At 63.4% G+C, this 18,160-nt stretch carries 15 protein-coding genes; 5 read left to right on the top strand and 10 right to left on the bottom strand.

The genetic code is table 11. From position 1 onward, the window contains the following. Positions 1 to 17 precede the first annotated feature (17 nt). Positions 18 to 749 carry a class I SAM-dependent methyltransferase gene (locus tag KP003_RS07355; protein ID WP_217300543.1) on the bottom strand — a complete coding sequence of 244 codons (732 nt, stop codon included), beginning with the start codon at positions 747 to 749 and terminating at the stop codon, positions 18 to 20. After that, entirely contained in the window at positions 739 to 2,103 is a 1,365-nt protein-coding gene (locus KP003_RS07360) for a glycosyltransferase family 2 protein (RefSeq protein WP_216498155.1), read from the bottom strand. Before KP003_RS07360 ends, KP003_RS07355 begins: the two co-directional genes overlap by 11 nt. A gap of 242 nt (positions 2,104 to 2,345) precedes the next feature. Here KP003_RS07360 and KP003_RS07365 point away from each other — a divergent pair, with 242 nt between their 5' ends. The 5 genes from KP003_RS07365 (at position 2,346) to KP003_RS07385 (ending at position 7,256) form a co-directional block, all read left to right on the top strand. Continuing rightward, positions 2,346 to 3,857 (top strand): hypothetical protein, encoded by a 1,512-nt coding sequence (locus KP003_RS07365; protein ID WP_217300544.1) that lies wholly within the window; start codon positions 2,346 to 2,348, stop codon positions 3,855 to 3,857. Positions 3,858 to 3,869: 12 nt separating this feature from the next. After that, a complete protein-coding gene (locus tag KP003_RS07370) occupies positions 3,870 to 4,748 on the top strand; it encodes an alpha-1,2-fucosyltransferase (protein WP_216791308.1) in 879 nt (292 codons plus the stop codon). 2 nt (positions 4,749 to 4,750) lie between these two features. Next, positions 4,751 to 5,818: a glycosyltransferase family 2 protein gene (locus KP003_RS07375; protein WP_216791310.1), complete on the top strand. Its 1,068-nt coding sequence runs from the start codon at positions 4,751 to 4,753 to the stop codon at positions 5,816 to 5,818. A 92-nt stretch (positions 5,819 to 5,910) separates the two neighbouring features. Next, positions 5,911 to 6,318 (top strand): hemerythrin domain-containing protein, encoded by a 408-nt coding sequence (locus tag KP003_RS07380; protein ID WP_216791312.1) that lies wholly within the window; start codon positions 5,911 to 5,913, stop codon positions 6,316 to 6,318. Between the two features lie 173 nt (positions 6,319 to 6,491). Beyond that, complete coding sequence (locus tag KP003_RS07385; RefSeq protein ID WP_216791313.1) at positions 6,492 to 7,256, top strand: undecaprenyl-diphosphate phosphatase; 765 nt, start codon at positions 6,492 to 6,494, stop codon at positions 7,254 to 7,256. A 216-nt stretch (positions 7,257 to 7,472) separates the two neighbouring features. Here KP003_RS07385 and KP003_RS07390 read toward each other — a convergent pair whose 3' ends face one another. From KP003_RS07390 to KP003_RS07425, 8 genes are all read right to left on the bottom strand, one after another. After that, positions 7,473 to 7,853, bottom strand: coding sequence for an endonuclease domain-containing protein (locus KP003_RS07390; protein WP_216791315.1), 381 nt, complete (start codon positions 7,851 to 7,853; stop codon positions 7,473 to 7,475). 205 nt (positions 7,854 to 8,058) lie between these two features. After that, a complete protein-coding gene (locus KP003_RS07395; RefSeq protein WP_216791317.1) occupies positions 8,059 to 8,796 on the bottom strand; it encodes a sulfite exporter TauE/SafE family protein in 738 nt (245 codons plus the stop codon). 125 nt (positions 8,797 to 8,921) lie between these two features. Further along, positions 8,922 to 10,307, bottom strand: coding sequence for a NarK family nitrate/nitrite MFS transporter (locus KP003_RS07400; RefSeq protein WP_216791319.1), 1,386 nt, complete (start codon positions 10,305 to 10,307; stop codon positions 8,922 to 8,924). A 242-nt stretch (positions 10,308 to 10,549) separates the two neighbouring features. Continuing rightward, positions 10,550 to 11,215: a respiratory nitrate reductase subunit gamma gene (locus tag KP003_RS07405; RefSeq protein ID WP_217300545.1), complete on the bottom strand. Its 666-nt coding sequence runs from the start codon at positions 11,213 to 11,215 to the stop codon at positions 10,550 to 10,552. Then, the gene (narJ, locus tag KP003_RS07410; RefSeq protein ID WP_216498143.1) at positions 11,209 to 11,754 is read right to left on the bottom strand and encodes a nitrate reductase molybdenum cofactor assembly chaperone; all 546 of its coding nucleotides are present in this window, start codon (positions 11,752 to 11,754) and stop codon (positions 11,209 to 11,211) included. The genes KP003_RS07405 and narJ overlap by 7 nt, the downstream gene beginning before the upstream one ends. Further along, the gene (narH, locus tag KP003_RS07415) at positions 11,751 to 13,205 is read right to left on the bottom strand and encodes a nitrate reductase subunit beta (protein ID WP_216498141.1); all 1,455 of its coding nucleotides are present in this window, start codon (positions 13,203 to 13,205) and stop codon (positions 11,751 to 11,753) included. The genes narJ and narH overlap by 4 nt, the downstream gene beginning before the upstream one ends. Before the next feature lie 212 nt (positions 13,206 to 13,417). Beyond that, complete coding sequence (locus tag KP003_RS07420; RefSeq protein ID WP_216791325.1) at positions 13,418 to 17,002, bottom strand: nitrate reductase subunit alpha; 3,585 nt, start codon at positions 17,000 to 17,002, stop codon at positions 13,418 to 13,420. Next, positions 17,002 to 17,823, bottom strand: a complete 822-nt coding sequence (locus KP003_RS07425) for a c-type cytochrome (protein ID WP_216791327.1) — start codon at positions 17,821 to 17,823, stop codon at positions 17,002 to 17,004. Before KP003_RS07425 ends, KP003_RS07420 begins: the two co-directional genes overlap by 1 nt. Positions 17,824 to 18,160: the final 337 nt, after the last annotated feature.

The raw sequence follows: 18,160 nt of genomic DNA on the forward strand, positions 1-18,160 counted from the left end.
GAACTGTGTCGGTCGTGTCAGCGCCGGACCAGCTCGATGAAGACGAAGCTCCCCGAGTCCGGGAGTAACCGGGCCAGCAGACGGTCCGCGGCGAGGACCGCGTCGATGGCGCAGGACGGCACGAGGCTCCACTTCTTGAGCCCGCCGCAGAGCCAGTAGAGTAGGGGGGAGTGCGGCTGGTAGCGCTCCAGTTGCAGATCGGGGAACCGCTCCCGGAACAGCCGCAGGTCGCGCCGGAACACGATCCAGGCCAGCGCGCCGTTCGCGCCGGAGAGCGGACCCGCGGACTGGAAGGCCCATTCTTTGGCCTCCGGGTCGCAGGGTTCGTGGTGCAGATGGCGCAGTATCGGCCTGCTCAAAAAACCGACGTGCTGGTCGGCGATGAGAAGCCTGCCGCCGGGAACCAGGACGCGCTCGGCTTCGCGGAGAAAGGCCCCCGCGTCGGGGATGTGGTGGAATACGTTGGTCATGCAGAGAAAGCGAAGGCTCCCCTCGGGGTAGGGGAGGCTGGTGCCGTCCAGCACCAGGTCGACGCCGGGGTAGGGGACGATGTCCGAGGTGACCAGCTCCGGGACGACTTCTTTCGCGAAGCCTGCCCCCGAACCGATCTCCAGCGCCGTGCCTGTGCCGGGGGAGCGCGCCAGGACGCGCCGGTATTCGCGGTAGACCTCGAGGTAGAAGCGCTTCAGGGCCGGTTTCCCCTCGATGGCCGCGCGGATCTCGCCGTATCGGTCCGGGCTATCGAGCACCCTTTCTCCTCACTCCCAGCTTGATGCGGAACAGCCCGATCAGGGTCATCTTGAGCAGCATGAAGCCGTGGCTGAACCTGCTGATGTTGGTGCTGCCGTAGGTCCGGTTCAGGTATCGGATCGGGACGTCGGTGATGCCCAGGGCGAGCTGCGCCGCCGGGAAGAGGAGCTCGAAGTCGCCGAAGGGGTCGAAGTCCCCGAACTGCTCGCGCCACGCGAGGACCCGGCGGTAGTCATGGCGCGCCAGCAGCTTCGTTCCGCACAGGGAGTCCCCCAGCCTGGCATCGAGGACCCAACTGAGGGCCTTGGCGAAGAAGGTGTTGCCCAGGCGGTTCAGAAAGCGCATCGCCTCCCCCTCCATGGGGTAGACCAGCCGCGAGCCGTTGACGAAGTCGGCCTGTCCGCTGCAGTAGGCGTCGTAGAAGCGGTGCAAAAGCTCCGGAGGCATGGTGAGGTCGGCGTCCAGTATGGTGAGGAGCTCCCCCCTGGCCTTGGAAAAACCGAGTGCCACCGCGTCCTTCTTCCCTTTGCCGCTTTGCTGCATGGCCTTGATGTCGTAGCGGTCGCCGTAGAGTTCCTTGACCCTCAGGATCTCCTCCCAGGTCCCGTCGCTGGAATGCCCCTCCACGAAGATCACCTCCAGGTCGCATCCCAGGTCGGGCATCCGCTTCATCGCGTTCTCGATGTTGCCGCGCTCGTTTCTGGCCGGGATCAGGACCGAAAGGGAGGGGCGTCTCGACTCCGGCCCCTTCACCGGCTTCAGCACGGTGACGTAGACGAGCCCCAGCCAGCGCAGCAGGGGGAGGCAGGGTGCGACCCGGTTGACGAGGTCGCCAAGCCCCAACAGCCGCCAGGGGCAGTAAAGCGCGAGGCGTCTCCTGACGATGGTGTAGCCGGAGAGCTGCGCGATGTTGTCCAGGTCCACCTTGGTGATGAAGGTGGTCGGCACCTCGCCGCTGCGCAGGCCGAGCCGGTTGGCCAAGCGGTACAGCCACCCCAGGTAGGGGTTGTAGATCACCATGATCACCCGGGAGGTCCGGGACAGGGAAGGGTGAAGCTGCATCAGCAGCCCCTGGATATCGTAGTGGTGGTTGACGGTACCGTTCAGCAGCACCGCGGTCCTTTTCTCGGTCTCGCCGGAAAGGTCCGGGAACCGGGCCTCGTCGCGCAGCGCCGACTTCTCGCCGCACTGGAGCTCCTGCAGCAGCAGGCCGGAATCCTCCTCCCGGGGGAGCCATTGGATGGTCCGGTCGTAGAACCGGGTGGTCGCGGAAATCTCACCAGCCAGCAGGCCGTTTATGTACCTCTTCCATGAGGGGATCCTGGATCCCTCCTGGTCGCGTTTGAAAAACATGGATGCTCCCGACTCGTCATCTGCCCCGGCCCTTCATGAGCCCTGGCGGGCTCCCCTTTATAGCACGCATCGGCGTAACAGGGGATGCTAAAAATGCCGTTTTCGGTAAAAATCGTCGGCAGTTGCAACCTTCCCGCTTTTTCTGTATAGATAGGTGGACCAATTTTGCCGCTCTCGGAGCCGGGTCTTGCGCCCCGGGACGCGGCGGGCGCCGGCGGTCGCCGGACCGCCCTGCGAGTCTTATGAAATACCCGCTACCACATCTCTTTTTCGCGCTGCTAATACTGGCGGGTTCTTTCTTCCTGCTTCGTCTTCCCTTCTATACCCAGGAACTGGTCGGAGAGGAGGGGATCATCGCCCACCTGTTCCTCAACGAGGTCAAAAAGCCCGACTATCTCCTGCTGGCTCGCATCGACGGCGTGAACCAGATGACGGCTCCGCAGCACCCGGCGCCGATGTACCAGGCCATCAACGGCGTCGGCAAGGTGGTGCGGCAACTGGTTCCCTTCGGGAAGCTCGACCCGCTGGAGAGCGCCTTCGTGCTCCGGGTGGTGTTTTCGCTCCCGCTTTTCCTGGTGCTCCTTTCCGGAGTGGTCTACCTCTACCGCTGCGGCAACGAGAACCTCTACTACTGGCTGGCCCTCCTCGTCGCCTTCGCCTCCTCGCCGGTACTCCTGGTGAGTTCAACGGAACTGCAGCTCGACGCCAGTTTCGGCATCGGCTCCTTCGGGCTTTGGGCCCTTGCCGTGACCGCGCTCTCCGGTTCCCCCCCGGCGCGCCCCTATCGCCACGGTGCGGTGCTCTTTCTCGCCTGTTTTGCGGCGGGGCTTGGGAAGAACGAGTGGTCCCTGGTCCTGTTCGTTTCCCTGTTCGCGGGCATCACCTACGCCTGGTCCAGCGCGCGTTCCCGCGGCGCGGGAGGGGGGGCGGTTGCCATCCTGCTGTTGGGCCTGTTCGGACTGCTGACCGGGAACCTGTTCAGCTACCTGGACGACCCCCTGAACTACATCATGGGGTGGCAGTTGATGTCCTCCATGTCGAAACACGAGTCGATCTTCAACCTGGCGAAACTGCAGCAGTTGCTCGGCGTCATGGGGGCCAGGTGGACCTACGTGGCACAGGCCCTCCTCCTGATCCTCTGCTCCTCCTTCCTGTTCCTCAGGGCGCGCTTTACCGGCGGCCGCATGGAACGATGGGGGGCGGGGCTCCTGTTTCTTGGCGGGCTCTACTACCTCTCCACCTGGAACGAGATGGTCCCTTTCAACATCGTCTCCTTCCTGGTGCCGCTGGCCGTCCTGGCATTCGCCCCGATCCTGATCGCCTGGCTCGCCGAAGGCGAGGGGAAGGCGCCCCTGTCAGCGTTTTCCCTGGTGCCGGTGCTTTTCTCCCTGTTGTTGTTCGCCGCCTATTTCGTTTCCACCTGGGAAGGGGGACCGCGCTATTATGCCGTGGCGCAGATCGTTTCCCTGTTCGCCCTCGTCTCCGTGCTGCGCGTGCAAAGTACGTCGGCGCAGAGAAAGCTGCTGGTGTGCATCACCCTCTCCCTGCTCGTGCTGCACGCCGTCTCCTGGGCCAACCGCGGGCGTTACCAGCGCGTAATTGTCCATGCCCCTGACCGGCAGGGGAACTGTCTCCCGGTGCTGAGTTCCGGCGAGGCCGTCTTCAAGAAGGGCGATTTTCTTGGTAGCTCGTGCAGCAGGGAGTATTTCCAGCAGATGTCGAAAAAGTACAACCGGCCCCTTTGCGGGCCCTGACGGGACATGTCCATGATCATCGTGAAATTGATGGGAGGGCTGGGGAACCAGATGTTCCAGTACGCTGCCGCCAGGCGGCTCGCCTGGGTGAGTGGCGTCCCCCTGAAGCTGGACCTGGGGTGGTTCCAGGGATCCTTGCCTGGAACGACGCCCAGGGAGTACGCCCTGGGTCCCTTCAACATCGCCGGGGAGTGCGCCTCGGCCTCTGAGATAGCCCGCCTCGCCCCCCGTCAGGGGACACTCGGAAAATTGCTGGCTCGCTGCCTTCCTTTTGGAGGGTCGTACCTGCCGGAGCGGCACTTCCACTTCGACCCGGCGCTGCTGGCGCCGCGCAAAAGCGCCTACCTCGACGGTTACTGGCAGAGCGAGAAGTACTTCTGCGACATCCGCGACACCATCTGCGCCGATCTCACCCTGAAGGAAGCGCCGCAGGGGCGCAACCGCGACCTGGCCGAGCGGCTCGCGGACCCCGCTCTTGCCAGCGTGTCGCTGCACATACGCAGGGGGGATTACGTCTCCTGTCCCTCGGCCTCGTCGGTCCACGGCAGTTGCTCCCCCGAGTACTACGCCCGCGCCGTCGCCTCCCTTGCAGCCCGGGTGGAGCGGCCGCACTTCTTCATTTTCTCCGACGAGCCGGAGTGGGTCCGCGACAACTTCCCTCTCGACCACCCCTGCACCATAGTGGCGCACAACCCTCCGGAGCAGGGGCATGAGGACCTCCGGCTGATGACCCTGTGCAGGCATCACATCATCGCCAACAGCAGCTTCAGCTGGTGGGGCGCCTGGCTCTGCCGCAACCGCGACAAGATCGTGATCGCGCCGCAGACCTGGTTCGCCGGCGCCAGCCACGACACCGGCGACGTGATCCCCGCGTCCTGGACGAGGATGTAGCCATGACTGCAGCCGCCCAGCCCAAGGTGACGGTACTGATGCCGGTCTACAACGGCGAACTCTTCCTGCGCGAGGCGATCGACAGCATCCTCGCGCAGAGCTTTGCGGAGTTCGAGCTGTTGGTGATCGACGACGGGTCCAGCGACGCCAGTGCTGCCATCGCCGCTTCCTATGCCGATTCGCGCCTCCGGCTTATTCAAAACGGCGCCAACCTCGGGCTGATCGAGACCTTGAACCGGGGCATCGAGCTTGCCCGTGGCGAGTACATCCTGCGCATGGACTGCGACGACGTGAGTCTTCCCGAGCGTCTGCGAAAGCAGGTCGACTTCATGGATCATTTTCCCGAGGTGGGTGTCTGCGGAGTGTGGTATCTGGAGTTCGGTCCGAAGCTGCGCCGGATCACCCGCTGTGCAGCCGACCACGAGAGCATCAGGTGCGGCACGCTCTTCAACCCCGTGGTGGGGCACCCCTCCGTGATCCTGCGCCGGAAGCTATTGCTGGAGCACGGCCTGCGTTACGACCCGGCCTACCGCCACGCCGAAGACTACCAGCTCTGGTCGCAGGCCATGGAGCACTGCTGTTTTGCCAACATCCCCGAGGTGCTGTTGCACTACCGGGTACACCCGGGCCAGGTGACAGCACAACATGCCCGGCAGCAGATGGAGTCCGCGGGGAGGGTGCGGCTGCGCCTGATCCGGGAGCTGGGTCTCGATCCCGACGCCGAGGAGTTCGAGATCCACCAGGTGCTGAGCGCTCTCACCCGTCCCCTTCACCTCCCTTTCCAGGAGCTTCCCGCGGCACGGCAGTTGGAGCGGATTGACCGCTGGCTCTGCAAGCTCAAGGAGGCCAACGACCAGCGCGGCATCTATCCGGAGCCGCAGTTCTCGACCATGCTGGTCGAGCGTTGGGTCGGCGTCTGCCTGGTGAACTTCGTAGCCAGGGGGATTCTCTCACGCCGCCTGTTCACCCCCCCCGGGCTCTTCGCCCTCACCGGTTCCGGCCTGCGACGCGCCGGCAACTTTGTTTTCCGCCGTCTGCGCACCGGTATTTCCGATTCCTTCTTTTCTTGACCTGCATCAAGCCGCACCTCTCCCGACAGGCCTATACTCGGATCAATGGAAACGTCCGATGGGACCATAAAAGCGAGTAGGAGAGGTGACGTATGGCAAGGTTGATAGATGAGTTGAAACGGGATCACGTGGCAATCGAAGCGATGCTTAACCGCGTTAAGGATACCAGTATCACCAACAAGGAGGCGCACCAGCTCCTGCTCTCAGCGCAGGCAATGCTGCTTGCGCATCTGCGCAAAGAGGACGCGCAACTGTACCCGGTGCTGAACAAGGCCGCACAGGCGGACCAGGGGTTGAAGCGCACGGTGGATTTCTACGCCAAGGACATGGAGGAGATCTCCGGTAACGCCATCGCCTTCTTCAAGAAATATTCCGCCGACGACGCTGTGATCGACATCGAGTTCGCCAAGGCGCTCGGCAGGCTCTTCGCCACCATCTCCAGGAGGCTGCGCAGCGAGGAGAATACCCTCTACGCGGCCTACGATAAGCTGCACCACTGAAACCCGTTCTTCCTGGAGCCGCGGGGTGTCCCTCCGTGGCTCCAGGTCTTTCCCTGCTCCTCCCGGCTTAGCCCTGTCGCGCGAAAAACTCCCCGGCGCTTGTTCCCTTTACAACGCAGGCTCGATCGGTTATTTTGCTCTGTCGAACCAGCGCAGTCAAAGGAGTGTATTTCGTGGGTATTTTCGAGGCGATCATACTGGGTATCGTGGAGGGTCTGAGCGAATTCCTTCCCGTTTCTTCCACCGGGCATCTCATCCTGGCGTCGGCCCTGCTGAAGCTGCAGCAGTCCGAGGCGCACAAGGTTTTCGAGGTTGTCATCCAACTGGGGGCGATGCTAGCCGTCGTCGAGGTGTACCGCAAGCAGCTCTTCTCCCGTCCTGACCTGATCAAGAAGGTCTGTTTCGCTTTTCTCCCGACCGGCACCATCGGGTTCCTGCTCTACAAGCTGGTGAAGTCCTTCTTCCAGCCTTCACTGGTGAGTTACATGCTCATCGCCGGCGGCGTGGCGTTCATCGTCATCGAGCTCTGGATGAAGGACCGGCCGGCGACCACCCACACCCTGGACGAGATCAGCTACAAGCAGGCCTTCTCCATCGGCCTGGTTCAGTGCCTTTCCATGGTGCCGGGGGTCTCGCGCTCCGGGGCGACCATCATGGGCGGTCTGCTGTTCGGCCTGGACCGGAAGGACGCCGCGGAATTCTCCTTCCTTTTGGCCCTTCCCACCATGTTTGCCGCCACCTGTTACGACATCTACAAGAACTACACTGTGTTCCACATGGGAGATTGGCAGAACATCGCCGTCGGCTTCGTCACCTCGTTCATCTTCGGCGTGATCGGCATCAAGGCGCTCCTGAAGTTCGTCACCAGCCACACCTTCATCCCCTTCGGCATCTATCGCATCGTGGTAGGCGTGATCTTCCTGGTTTTTCTCTTCTAGGAGTGGTCAGCTAGGGGGGAAGCCAAGGGGGGCGGAGCAATCTGAGGCATCGCCCTCACCCCGGCCCTCTCCCGAAGGGAGAGGGGGAGATGCGGCAACGGCGGGAGATGTTGTCTGCTGCAGGTGTACTGTGCACCGTCTGGGCTCCACGGAAGGTTCCTGTCCACCCCTCGCCCTTCGGGTGAGGGTCAGGGGTGAGGGTCAGGGGGGGAGGGCTTACCCGCGTTCCATCCCGTTCACCAACTCCAAGTAAATCTTTTCAAGCACTCCTTCGGTGTTCCTCAGTACTTCATCATCCCAGAACCTGATCACCCTGATTCCAAGTGCTTCCAGCTTCATTGTCCTCTGCTCGTCACGCGCCGCCGTTTCGCCATCGGCATGCTGCCCACCATCGAGTTCGATGCAAAGGCTGGCCTCGTGGCAAAAGAAATCGAGGATATACCCACCTACAGGGTGCTGTCTGCGAAACTTGAAGCCCATCCTGCGGTTTCTGACCAGCAGCCAGAGCAGGCTTTCCGCATCCGTTTGCTTCTCTCTAAGAGATCTGGCGAATTCACGCACGCTATCCGGAAGTTTCGCGTGTGTTGCCTGTGTCATAGCCCTCACCCCAGCCCTCTCCCAAAGGGAGAGGGAGAGTCGGTTCATCCTGGTAAATAGGTTCCACTCTCGCCCACCCGGTACGTCCACTCCCTCGCAATAGGTCCGACTATGTGAAAGACTACAAGTGATCTCGCCCCTCGCCCACCGGGTGCGTATATCCCCTCTCCCAGGGGGAGAGGCGACCTTCACCTCTGATTAGGCACTACACCAGCAATAGCTTGAAACCGGCGATGGCCAGGACGACCGAGAGGACCCGCATGATGGTGGGGACGGGAAGGTGGCGACTACCTAAAAGCGAGCCGACCACGCCACCCAGGAGCGCGCTTCCGGCCATGAACGGCGCATAGCTCGGTATCGCCTGCACCCCGCTCAAGTGTCCCAGCAGCCCCGCGCAGGAATTCACCAGGATGAAGAGCGCGGCCACCGCGGACACCTCCCTCGCTTCTCCCCATTTGAACAGCAACAGCAGCGGACTGAGGAAGATGCCGCCCCCCACGCCGGTGAGACCGGAAAGAAGGCCGAGGACTGCCCCGATGACGAGGGCCGTCGGGGTCGAGGGGGGAGTGGTGCGGGCAGACGCCTGGTTCTTCTGCAGCAGCAGGCGCGATGCCGACAGAAGCAACAACACGCCGACCAGCGGCCGGTAGATGTGGGAGGGGAGGGTGAGGTACCCTCCCAGGAAGCTGAAGGGGATCGAGGTCGCCGCGAAGGGCCAGAACAGGCGCCACGAGAAATGCCCGGCGCGGGCGAAGGAGAAGGTGGCGATGCCTGCCACCAGGAGGTTCAAGGTGAGCGCCGTCGGCTTGAAGACCTCCGGCGCCACGCTGAACAGCGCCAGCACCGCGATGTATCCCGAAGCGCCGCCATGCCCCACGCAGGAATAGAGGACCGCCACCAGCAGGGTGCAAAACAACATCGGTATCAGAAGTTCCAGGATCATGTAGCCCTCTGGCGGCCCGGCAGCGTTGCACGCTGCAGACCTTCAGTGTTGTCGCGAACTTGCCCTGTCCCGCCAGGCACCGGGGAAAGATACCATACTTTCCCGGTGCTGTCCCAGCCTACCCCTCAGCAGGGCATCTCCGCATTCCTGCGCGAATACCAGTACCAGGTCAGGACGATGCAGCTCAGGTAGAAAACCACGAACCCGTAAAGGGCAGCCTGCGGGCCGCCGGTCAGCGTGATGGAGCTCCCGAACGCCTTGGGTATGAAGAAGGCGCCGTAGGCTGCAAACGCCGAGCAGAAGCCGAGAACTGCCGCTGCCTCTTTCGCCGCCTCGGCCGTGGCTTTGGCCTGAGCCTCGCGCCTTTGATCCGCAGCCGCACGCTGGCGCTCGGTGAGAAAGATGACCGGGATCATCCGGAAGGTCGAGCCGTTGCCGATTCCGGTGGTCACGAACATGAGGATGAACATGGCCAGAAAGCCCCAGAAGTTGCCGGGGTTGCCCTGGCTCGGAAGGTAGTGCAGCACCCCGAAGGCGGCTGCCGTCATGGCGGTGAAATTCCAGAAGGTGACCCGCGCCCCTCCGAGTTTATCGGCGATCCAGCCGCCCAGCGGACGGCACAGCGCACCGACCAGGGGGCCCAGGAAGGCGTACTGCATCGGGTTGACGCTCGGGAACTGCGACTTTATCAGAAGCGGCAGTCCGGCGGAGTAGCCGATGAAAGAGCCGAAGGTGCCCAGGTAGAGCCAGCACATGATCCAGTTGTGCTTGCGTTTGAAGATCACCGACTGCTCCTTGAACGACGCCTTGGCTTCGGCGATGTCGTTCATGCCGAACCAGGCGGCCAGTGTGGAGACGACGATGAAGGGGACCCAGACGAAGCCTGCGTTCTGCATCCAGACCGAGGTGGCCCCCCCCTTGATGACGCAAACCTGGGGGGCGCCGCACAGGGCGCTGAACGTACTGCTGGTGATCACCAGCGGCACAAGGAATTGCATTGCGCTCACGCCGAGGTTGCCGAGTCCTGCATTTAGCCCCAGGGCGGTACCCTTGAGCGTCTTCGGGAAGAAAAAGCTGATGTTGGACATGCTGGAGGCGAAGTTGCCGCCGCCGAGGCCGCAGAGAAAGGCCAGCAGCAGCATGGTGGTGTAGCTCGTGTGCGGGTCCCTGACCGCGAAGCCGATGCCGACCGCAGGGATCAGCAGCGACGCCGTGCTGATGGTGGTCCAGGCCCTGCCGCCGAAGATGGGGACCATGAAGGAGTAGAAGATCCTGAGCGTGGCCCCGGAAAGTCCCGGCAGCGCCGCCAGCCAGAACAGCTTGTCCGCGTCGAAGGAGAAGCCGATCGACTGCAGGTTCACCACCACAACGCTCCAGACCATCCAGACCGCGAAGGAGAGGAAGAGGGCCGGGATCGAGATCCACAGGTTGCGGTAGGCGATCGCCTTACCCTCCTGCTCCCAGAACTGCGCATCCTCCGGGGTCCATACTGCCAGTACTCGTGACGACATCATCCCTCCAGATTTTCTCAAATGCTCAAATGTTGCATTCACCCCCCTCTCCCTCGGGAGAGGGGCGGGGGTGAGGGCGTTGCAATAACGCGACATCGTGCCATGTGCCAGCACCCCTCACCCGGCCTCCGGCCACCCTCTCCCAGGGGGCGAGGGGATGGCACAGTGCAGATTGCAGAGGTTGCGGTTTCCCCCACTCACAGCGGGAGAGGGGATGGACGGCGAGCGTGGTTCAATACGACTTACTTCGACCGCCAACGGTACAAAAGCGGCGGGTCCTTCAGGAAATCGACCGGCAGGTAGAGCATGTGCACCAGCTTGGTGAAGGGGAGCACGGCCACGATCAGGAAGGCGCAGGCGGCGTGCAGCTTGAACACCAGGGGGAGGTCGGCGACGTACTCGATCTGCGGCTGAAACGCCACGATGGACCAGAGGTAGGGAACCGCGGTGTGCAGGTACCACTGCGAGCCCCAGCGCATGAAGTAGCCGATGTAGATCCCCGTGCCGGCCTGGAACAGGAGCAGGTAGAGGATAAGCCAGTCCGAGCTGAAGGTGACTCGCTTCAGCATCCCCGAGTTCACGCGACGCAGCAAAAGGAGCAGCACCCCGAGCACCGCGAAGATGCCGAGCCCGAGCAGCACGCTTTCCACGCCGAGCAGGGTTTGTGGATTGCCGAGGAGGCGCTTGAAGACGCCTGGAAAGGCGAAGCCGACCACGTGCGCCAAAAGGATCGGCAGGATGCCGTAGTGCCACGGGTTGATCCCCCAGTAGAGGATATTTCGTTCCAGAAACTGGGTCGAATAGGCGGACCAGGTCAGCCTGTTGCTGAGGAAACGGTACGGGGTGACCAGGAGCACCAGGGCCAGGGCCGCGTAGGGCAGGGCGATGAAGATGAAAGAGTTCAGCATGTTGCCTCCTCACGGCAATCCGCGCTGCACAAGAGCTCGGCCGCCTCGACCAGGGTGAGCCATGGGGACGTATCGCGTTGTGCCGAGGAGCCGAGCAACTTGTTGATTGCCGGCAGTACCAGTTTCTCGATGAACTCGCGGCGGGACTGGTCCTCGCCGCGGCGTGCGAGGTGCGCCAGGAAGGCGAGCACCACGCCGAGGTGGTCCGGAAGTTCGTCCTGCGGCGCCTCGAAGTCGTACCTGCCGTACTCCTGCTTCACCTGGATCATGTAGCCCCCCTTCTTCTGGTTGTCCCCGTACAGGTGGTGACCCAGGTAGGGAGCCGCCGCCGGGTTGAAGTCGAAGCGGGCCACGTAATCTTCCTGCAATTCGGAAAGGGTGGAGCCGCTCAGCATCTCGCCAAAGAGGTGGGTGCGCGATTCGATGCCGCTCTGTCTCAGGTAGGAGGCCAGGGCGTCGTAGGAGCTATCGAGCTCCTCTCTCTGCTCTGGGTACTCGAAAAGCCGCGACAGGGCCTGGTAACTCTGCTGCATGCTCATTTCGCTCCTCCCCTGGTCTTTTTAAGGATACCGAAGCCCGCCTCCTGCTTGCGCCGCTCCGGATCCTGCTCCTCGCGCTGCTGGGGGGGGATCACGTTGCGCTCGTTGTAGCCCGCAACCGTGAAGAGCCGGTACAGCCTTTTCGCAGCGGCTTCGTCCAGCCCCGCCTCCTTGAGCAGCGCCGGGTCGGCCGGCAGCCTCAGGTTCTCGGCCCGCATCTGCACCCTCAGGGCGATCAGCTTCTTCAGCGCTTCCTCGATGACGCCCTCGTTGCCGCCGGAGAGAAGGCTCGCCAGGTAGCCGATCGGGACGCGCAGGGTCTCCAGGGCCGGGATCATGCCATGCTCCAGGAGCTTATGGGTATCGCCCCAGGTCGAGAGGACCGGCGAAAGGGACGGGATGTAGTACGCCATGGGGAGGGTCCTGAACTCCGGGTGCAGCGGGAGCGCGACCCGGAACTCCTTCACCAGCGCATAGACCGGCGAGGCGACCGCCGCATCCAGCCACTGGTCCGAGATCCCGTTTTCCCGTGCCATCCTGCACACTTCCGGATCCCGCGGGTCGAGGATCACGTCGCGATGCGCCTCGACGAGTTCCGCGTCCCCCTTGAGGGCGGCGGCCTCCACGGCATCGGCGTCATAGAGCAGCACCCCGACGTAGCGGATGCGCCCGACGCAGCTGTGGGCGCAGGCGTTGCACTGCCCGGTCTCCACGCGGGGATAACAGAAGATGCACTTCTCGGCCTTGCCGGTGTTCCAGTTGTAATAGACCTTCTTGTACGGGCAGGCGCTGGTGCAGAAACGCCACCCCTTGCAGACCTCCTGGTCCACCAGCACGATGCCGTCCTCGCCGCGCTTGTAGAGGGCGCGGGAGGGGCAGGAGGCGACGCAGGCCGGGTTCAGGCAGTGATTGCAGATGCGCGGCAGATACTGCATGAACATCGAGTCGTACGACTCGATCACTTTCTTGTCCTTGAGGTTCAGGTCCTTCGCGGCGTACACCTGCGAACCGGAGAGGTCGTCGTCCCAGTTCGGTCCCCCCTGGATCTCCTCGATCTTCTTGCCGGAAATCTGGGAGAATGCCTCTGCGACCGGCTGGTCCTTGGACTCCTTGGCGCCGGCGAGGTTGCCGTAGTCGAAGTCGAAGGGCTCGTAGTAGTCCTCGATCTTGGGCATGTTGGGCTGGAAGAACATGCTGGCCAGGGTGGGGCCTTTCCCCATCGCCTTCAGCTTCAGTTTCTTGCCGTCTACCACCCAGCCCCCCTTGAAGCGCTCCTGGTCCTCCCACTGCCTGGGATAGCCCACACCCGGCTTGGTCTCGACGTTGTTCCACCACATGTATTCCGCGCCCTGGCGGTCGGTCCAGATGTTCTTGCAGGAGATGGAACAGGTGTGGCATCCGATGCACTTGTCCAGGTTGAACACCATCACTATCTGAGCTCTTACATCCATTTATGGCTCCTTGATCGCCGCATTGCCCGGCCTCTCACGATCGGGATTTACAGCGCTCGGCGTTTTATTGCGTTCGTGGTAACCGTACGTGCGAATAATCATTCGCCCTGCCCAGCGTGCCCCTTGAAAGGTGACGATGTGGGGTGGCGCGGCCAGGTTTGGGCGAATGATCATTCGCCCCTACAGGTCGCCCCCCCAAAGACGTGCAGACTTTACTTGAGCTTCCTGACCACCACGTAACTGTCGCGGTTGACGCCGGTTGGCCCCCAGTAGTTGAAGTAGTAGCTGAACTGAGCGTACCCCCCAAGCATCAGGGTCGGCTTGAGGCGGATCCTGGAGAGGCTGTTGTGCACGCCGCCACGCTTGCCGCTTTTCTTCGACTTCTTGATGTTCAGGGTCCGCTCCGGCGCATGGTACATGACCGCCGCACCCCTCGGGATCCTGGAGGAGACGATGGAGCGACAGACCACGACGCCGTTTGCGTTGTAGACCTCGATCTGCTCGTTGTCCTCGATGCCGGCTCCGGCCGCATCGAGGTGGTTCAGCCAGACCGCCTGCCCGCCGCGCGAGAGGGTGAGCATCCGCAGGTTGTCGCTGTAGGTGGAGTGGATCCCCCACTTGCCGTGCGGGGTCAGGAAGTTAAGCACCAGCCCGGTCTCCCCCTCGGTCTCGTCCAGAAGCGCCGGATTCAGTTTCCCCTTGAAAGTGGGGAGCCCCTCGTGGAACTCCCGGTAGTAGGGGTGGTCCAGGTAGAGCGACTGCCGCCCGGAAAGGGTGCGCCAGGGGACCAGGTGCTCGACGTTCAGCGTGAAGGGGGAGTAGGGGCGCCCGCCGTTCACTAGCCCGCTCCAGATTGGCGAGTTGATCACCCGGCGCGGCTTCTGGGTCACGTCCTCCCACTTCACCCGGATCTCGCGCGCGCCATCCGCGATCTGCGCCAGGGGCTTGCCGACCCGCTTTTCCAGGTTCCGGTAGGCGCGGTGCGCCAGCTCGCCGTTGGTCTCCGGGGCGAGGGACAGGATCACGTCCGCCACCACCTTTTCGTCGGCAAGATCGACGAAGCTCTTGCCGTTCCAGCTTCGGTTGGGGAGCTCCCTCAAAAGCTTTTCGTGTTCGTCGTCCGCATCATAGTAGTTGCCGTGCGACCCCAGGTGCCCGATGCCGGGGCCGAGCGAGAGGAAGCGGTTGTAGAGGTTCACGTAGTCGCGCTCCACGATGGCCAGGTTGGGCATGGTCTTCCCCGGAACCGGCTCGCATTCCCCCAGTTTCCAGTCCTGCACCGTGCGCTGGGCGATCTCGCCCGGGGTGTCGTGCAGAAGGGGGGCCGCGATCACGTCCTTCACCGGCGTCGGAAGATGCGTGGCCGCGAGCTCGCTCACCTTCTTGGCGATCATGCTGAAGATCTTCCAGTCCGATTTCGACTCCCATGAGGGGGGCACCGCGGCGTCCATGCAGTTCACGAAGGAGTGCATGTCGGTTGTGTTCAGGTCGCTCTTCTCGTACCAGGTGGCCGCGGGGAGCACGATGTCCGAGTACAGGGTGGAGGTGTCCATCCTGAAGTTCAGGTCCACGACCAGGTCGACCTTCGCCTCGGGCGCCTTTTCGTGCCAGACGATGTCCTGCACCTGCCCCTTGGCGACCTCCTTCGCGGTGGCGCTGGAGTTGGGTGCGCCCAGCACGTGCTTCAGGAAGAACTCGTGCCCCTTGGCGGAGGCCGAGATGGCGTTGCCGCGCCAGATGAACCAGACCTTGGGGGAGTTGCCGGGGGCGTCCGGATCCTCGACGGCGAAGCGCGTCTTGCCGCTTTTCAACCGGTCCACCAGCCAGGAGCGGGTGGCGTCGTCATCCCCGCACCCCTCGGCCTTGGCTTGCTTCAAAAGCTCAAGCGGGTTGGCGTTAAAGTGCGGCGCGAAGGGGAGCCACCCCAGGCGCACCGCCTTGGCGTTGAAGTCCGCCGCGTGCATGGGCATCTTGTCCCCGGTCTCCGGCTTGAAGTAGTCCACGAAGTTGCGGTCGTAGCGCCACTGGTCGGAGTGCATGTACCAGAAGGTCGGCGTGTTCTGCAGGCGGCTCCCCTTGACCCAGTCCTGCGCCATGGCGATGGAGGTCCAGGGGGAAAGCGGGGCTACCTTTTCCTGCCCGACGTAGTGGGCGAGACCCGCACCGTTTCTGCCGACGCTCCCGGTGAGGATCAGCGCCGTTATGGCGGCGCGGTAGATGAGGTCGTTGTGATACCAGTGGTTCACCCCGGCGCCGATGATGATCATGTTGCGCCCACGGCTCTGCTCGCCGTTCTCGCCCCACTCGCGCGCGATCTTCACCAGGGTTTCCGCGTCGATGCCGGTGTGCTTTTCCTGCCATTTCGGGGTGAAGGGAAGGTCGGAGTCGTAGCCGTGCGGGTAGTCGCCGGAGAGCCCCCGGGAGACGCCGAACTGGGCCATGAGGAGATCGAAGACCGTGGTCACCACGATCTCGCCGTCAGCCGTCGCGACGCGGCGCACCGGCACCTCGCGCAGCGCGTCCTTTTCCCCCTCGAAGCGGAACAGGACCTTGCGTGTTTCCTGCCCCAGGAAGGTGAGGGCGGGATCGATCTCCGCGCCGTCCACCACGTCCTTCATGTCGAGGTTCCAGTTCCCCTCCTGCTTGCTCCAGCGCGAGCCGAGGCTGCCGTTGGGGACGCGCACCTCGCCGCTTTTGTCGGCGACGCACAGGCACCACTCGGCGTGCTCCAGGGAGGCGGAACGCTCGAAGCGCGCGGCGCGCAGCAGCTCGCCCTGGCGCCAGGCGCCGGGTGCCTTATCCACGTCCGGCGTGAGCTCGACCAGGAACGGGAAGTCGGTGTACCGGGTGACGTACTCCTCGAAGAAGGGAACCTGGCGCTCCGCGTAGAACTCCTTCAGGATCACGTGGTTCAGTGCCATCCAGAAGGCGCCGTCGTGCCCCTGCTCGACCGGGAGCCAGGCGTCGGCGAACTTGCTCGCCATGGAGTAGTCCGGCGACATCACCACCACCTTGGTGCCGCGGTAGCGCGCCTCGGTGAGGTAGTGGGCGTCCGGAGTGCGGGTCATCGGGACGTTTGAGCCGCACAGGACGATGTAGGAGGCGTTGTACCAGTCGGCCGACTCGTTCACGTCGGTCTGCTCGCCCCAGACCTGCGGGGACGCGGGGGGAAGGTCGCAGTACCAGTCGTAGAAGCTCAGGGCGACGCCGCCGAAGAGTTGCAGAAAACGGCTGCCCGCGGCGTAGCTGATCATCGACATGGCGGGGATGGGGGAGAAACCGACCACCCGGTCCGGGCCGTGCTTCTTGGCCGTGTAGATGCTGGAGGCCGCGATGATCTCGGTGGCGGTCTCCCAGTCGCCGCGCCGGAAGCCACCCATGCCGCGCTGTCCGGTGTAGGAGGCGCGGGACTCCGGGTTCTCCACGATGCTGGCCCACGCCTCGACCGGGTCGGCGAACAGCTTTTTCGCCTCGGTCCAGCGGTCCAAAAGGGCGCCGCGCAGGTAGGGGTGCTTGACGCGCAGCGGGCTGTAGAGGTACCAGGAGAAGCTGATGCCGCGGGTACAGCCGCGCGGTTCGTGGTTCGGGATGGTGCCGTCGAACTGCGGGTAGTCGTTCGCCTGCAGCTCCCATCCGACGATGCCGTCCTTCACGTGCACCATCCAGCTGCAGCCGCCGGTACAGTTGACCCCGTGGGTGCTGCGTACCACCTTGTCGTACTGGGCGCGGTTACGGTAAAGCTCCTCCCACTGGCGGTTGTGCGCCGAGCAGTCGTCCTTGATCCTGTCGTGTGACATTACTTGGTTCTCCTCTTGAAGAGCAGCACGGCGATGAGGCAGAGGGCGAAGAAGCCGAGACCCGCCGCGGGGTACGGGTCGCTGGCAGCATGCTTTCTGGCAGCGGCGTCCTTGAACAGCGCGATCAACGCGGTGGACTCTTCATCGGTCAGGGGACGTTCCGCGTAGATCTTCTTCATGACCGGGAAACTGAGGCTCTTCAGCACCCCGCGCACCCCGTTCTCACCCATCTTGCCGTAGAGGTCGGTGAGGTCCGCCGCAAGGGCGCCGCCGTAGATGCCGGGGTAGGCGAAGCGGTGGCAGGAGACGCAGGGGGCGCCCCCCTTGGCGAAACGCTGCTTCCCGGTGAACAGGTCGCGCCCGGTCGCCAGGAGTTCCTTGGTGACCACCACTTCCGCCGGTTGATGGGGTGCCTCGGCCTGGGCCGGTGCAGTCGCCGCCGGGGCCGCTTTATCGGCGCCAGCGGGCGCGGGGGCACCACCCCCCAGGAATGCGACGATCTTCTCGGCATCGCCGCGGCTCACCCCGAGGTTGGGCATCTCGAAGCCGTACTTCTTCACCAGTTCCGCCTGGGCCGGGTCCTTCTCCGCGGTCAGCTTGCCGGGATCGGTGATGATCTTCACCAGCCACTCCGCGGGGTGCTTGGCCCCGACACCCTTCAGATCGGGTCCGCCGCCGTCGCCACCCCCGATGGTGTGGCAGGAGGCACAATGCTTGTCGAAGAGCTCCTTGCCGCCGTCTGCCCGTGCGGTCCCGGAGAGGGGTATCACCAGCATGATTGCGAGAATAAAACGAATCGGCGTCAACGGCGAAAGTGGCATGGATGCTCTCCTTGAACTTCTGGTGTGTCGATACGCCCTGCTGATGCGGCGGTCGCACTGCGTGGCGATGTTGTAAACACTTCGGATAAAGGAGACTCTAGAACAGGAGTTTGTTAAGGTTCTTGACCTAAATCAAAAAAGTGGAGATGGAACTTTCGCTAATGAGGTCTGAGCGGAGGCGGATTCATTATAGCACCGAATTCTAAGTCCGCAGGGTTGGGGGCAAGGGAGGCTTCGGTAGGCGAGGAAACGGTCGTCGAAATTATCTATTGTTGGGAGGCTGCATTTGGCGAGGCCATGCTGCCGCCCCTTCGGGCGGCAGGCATGGCGACAGTCG

Source organism: Geomonas diazotrophica (genome assembly GCF_019063885.1).
Lineage (GTDB): Bacteria > Desulfobacterota > Desulfuromonadia > Geobacterales > Geobacteraceae > Geomonas > Geomonas diazotrophica.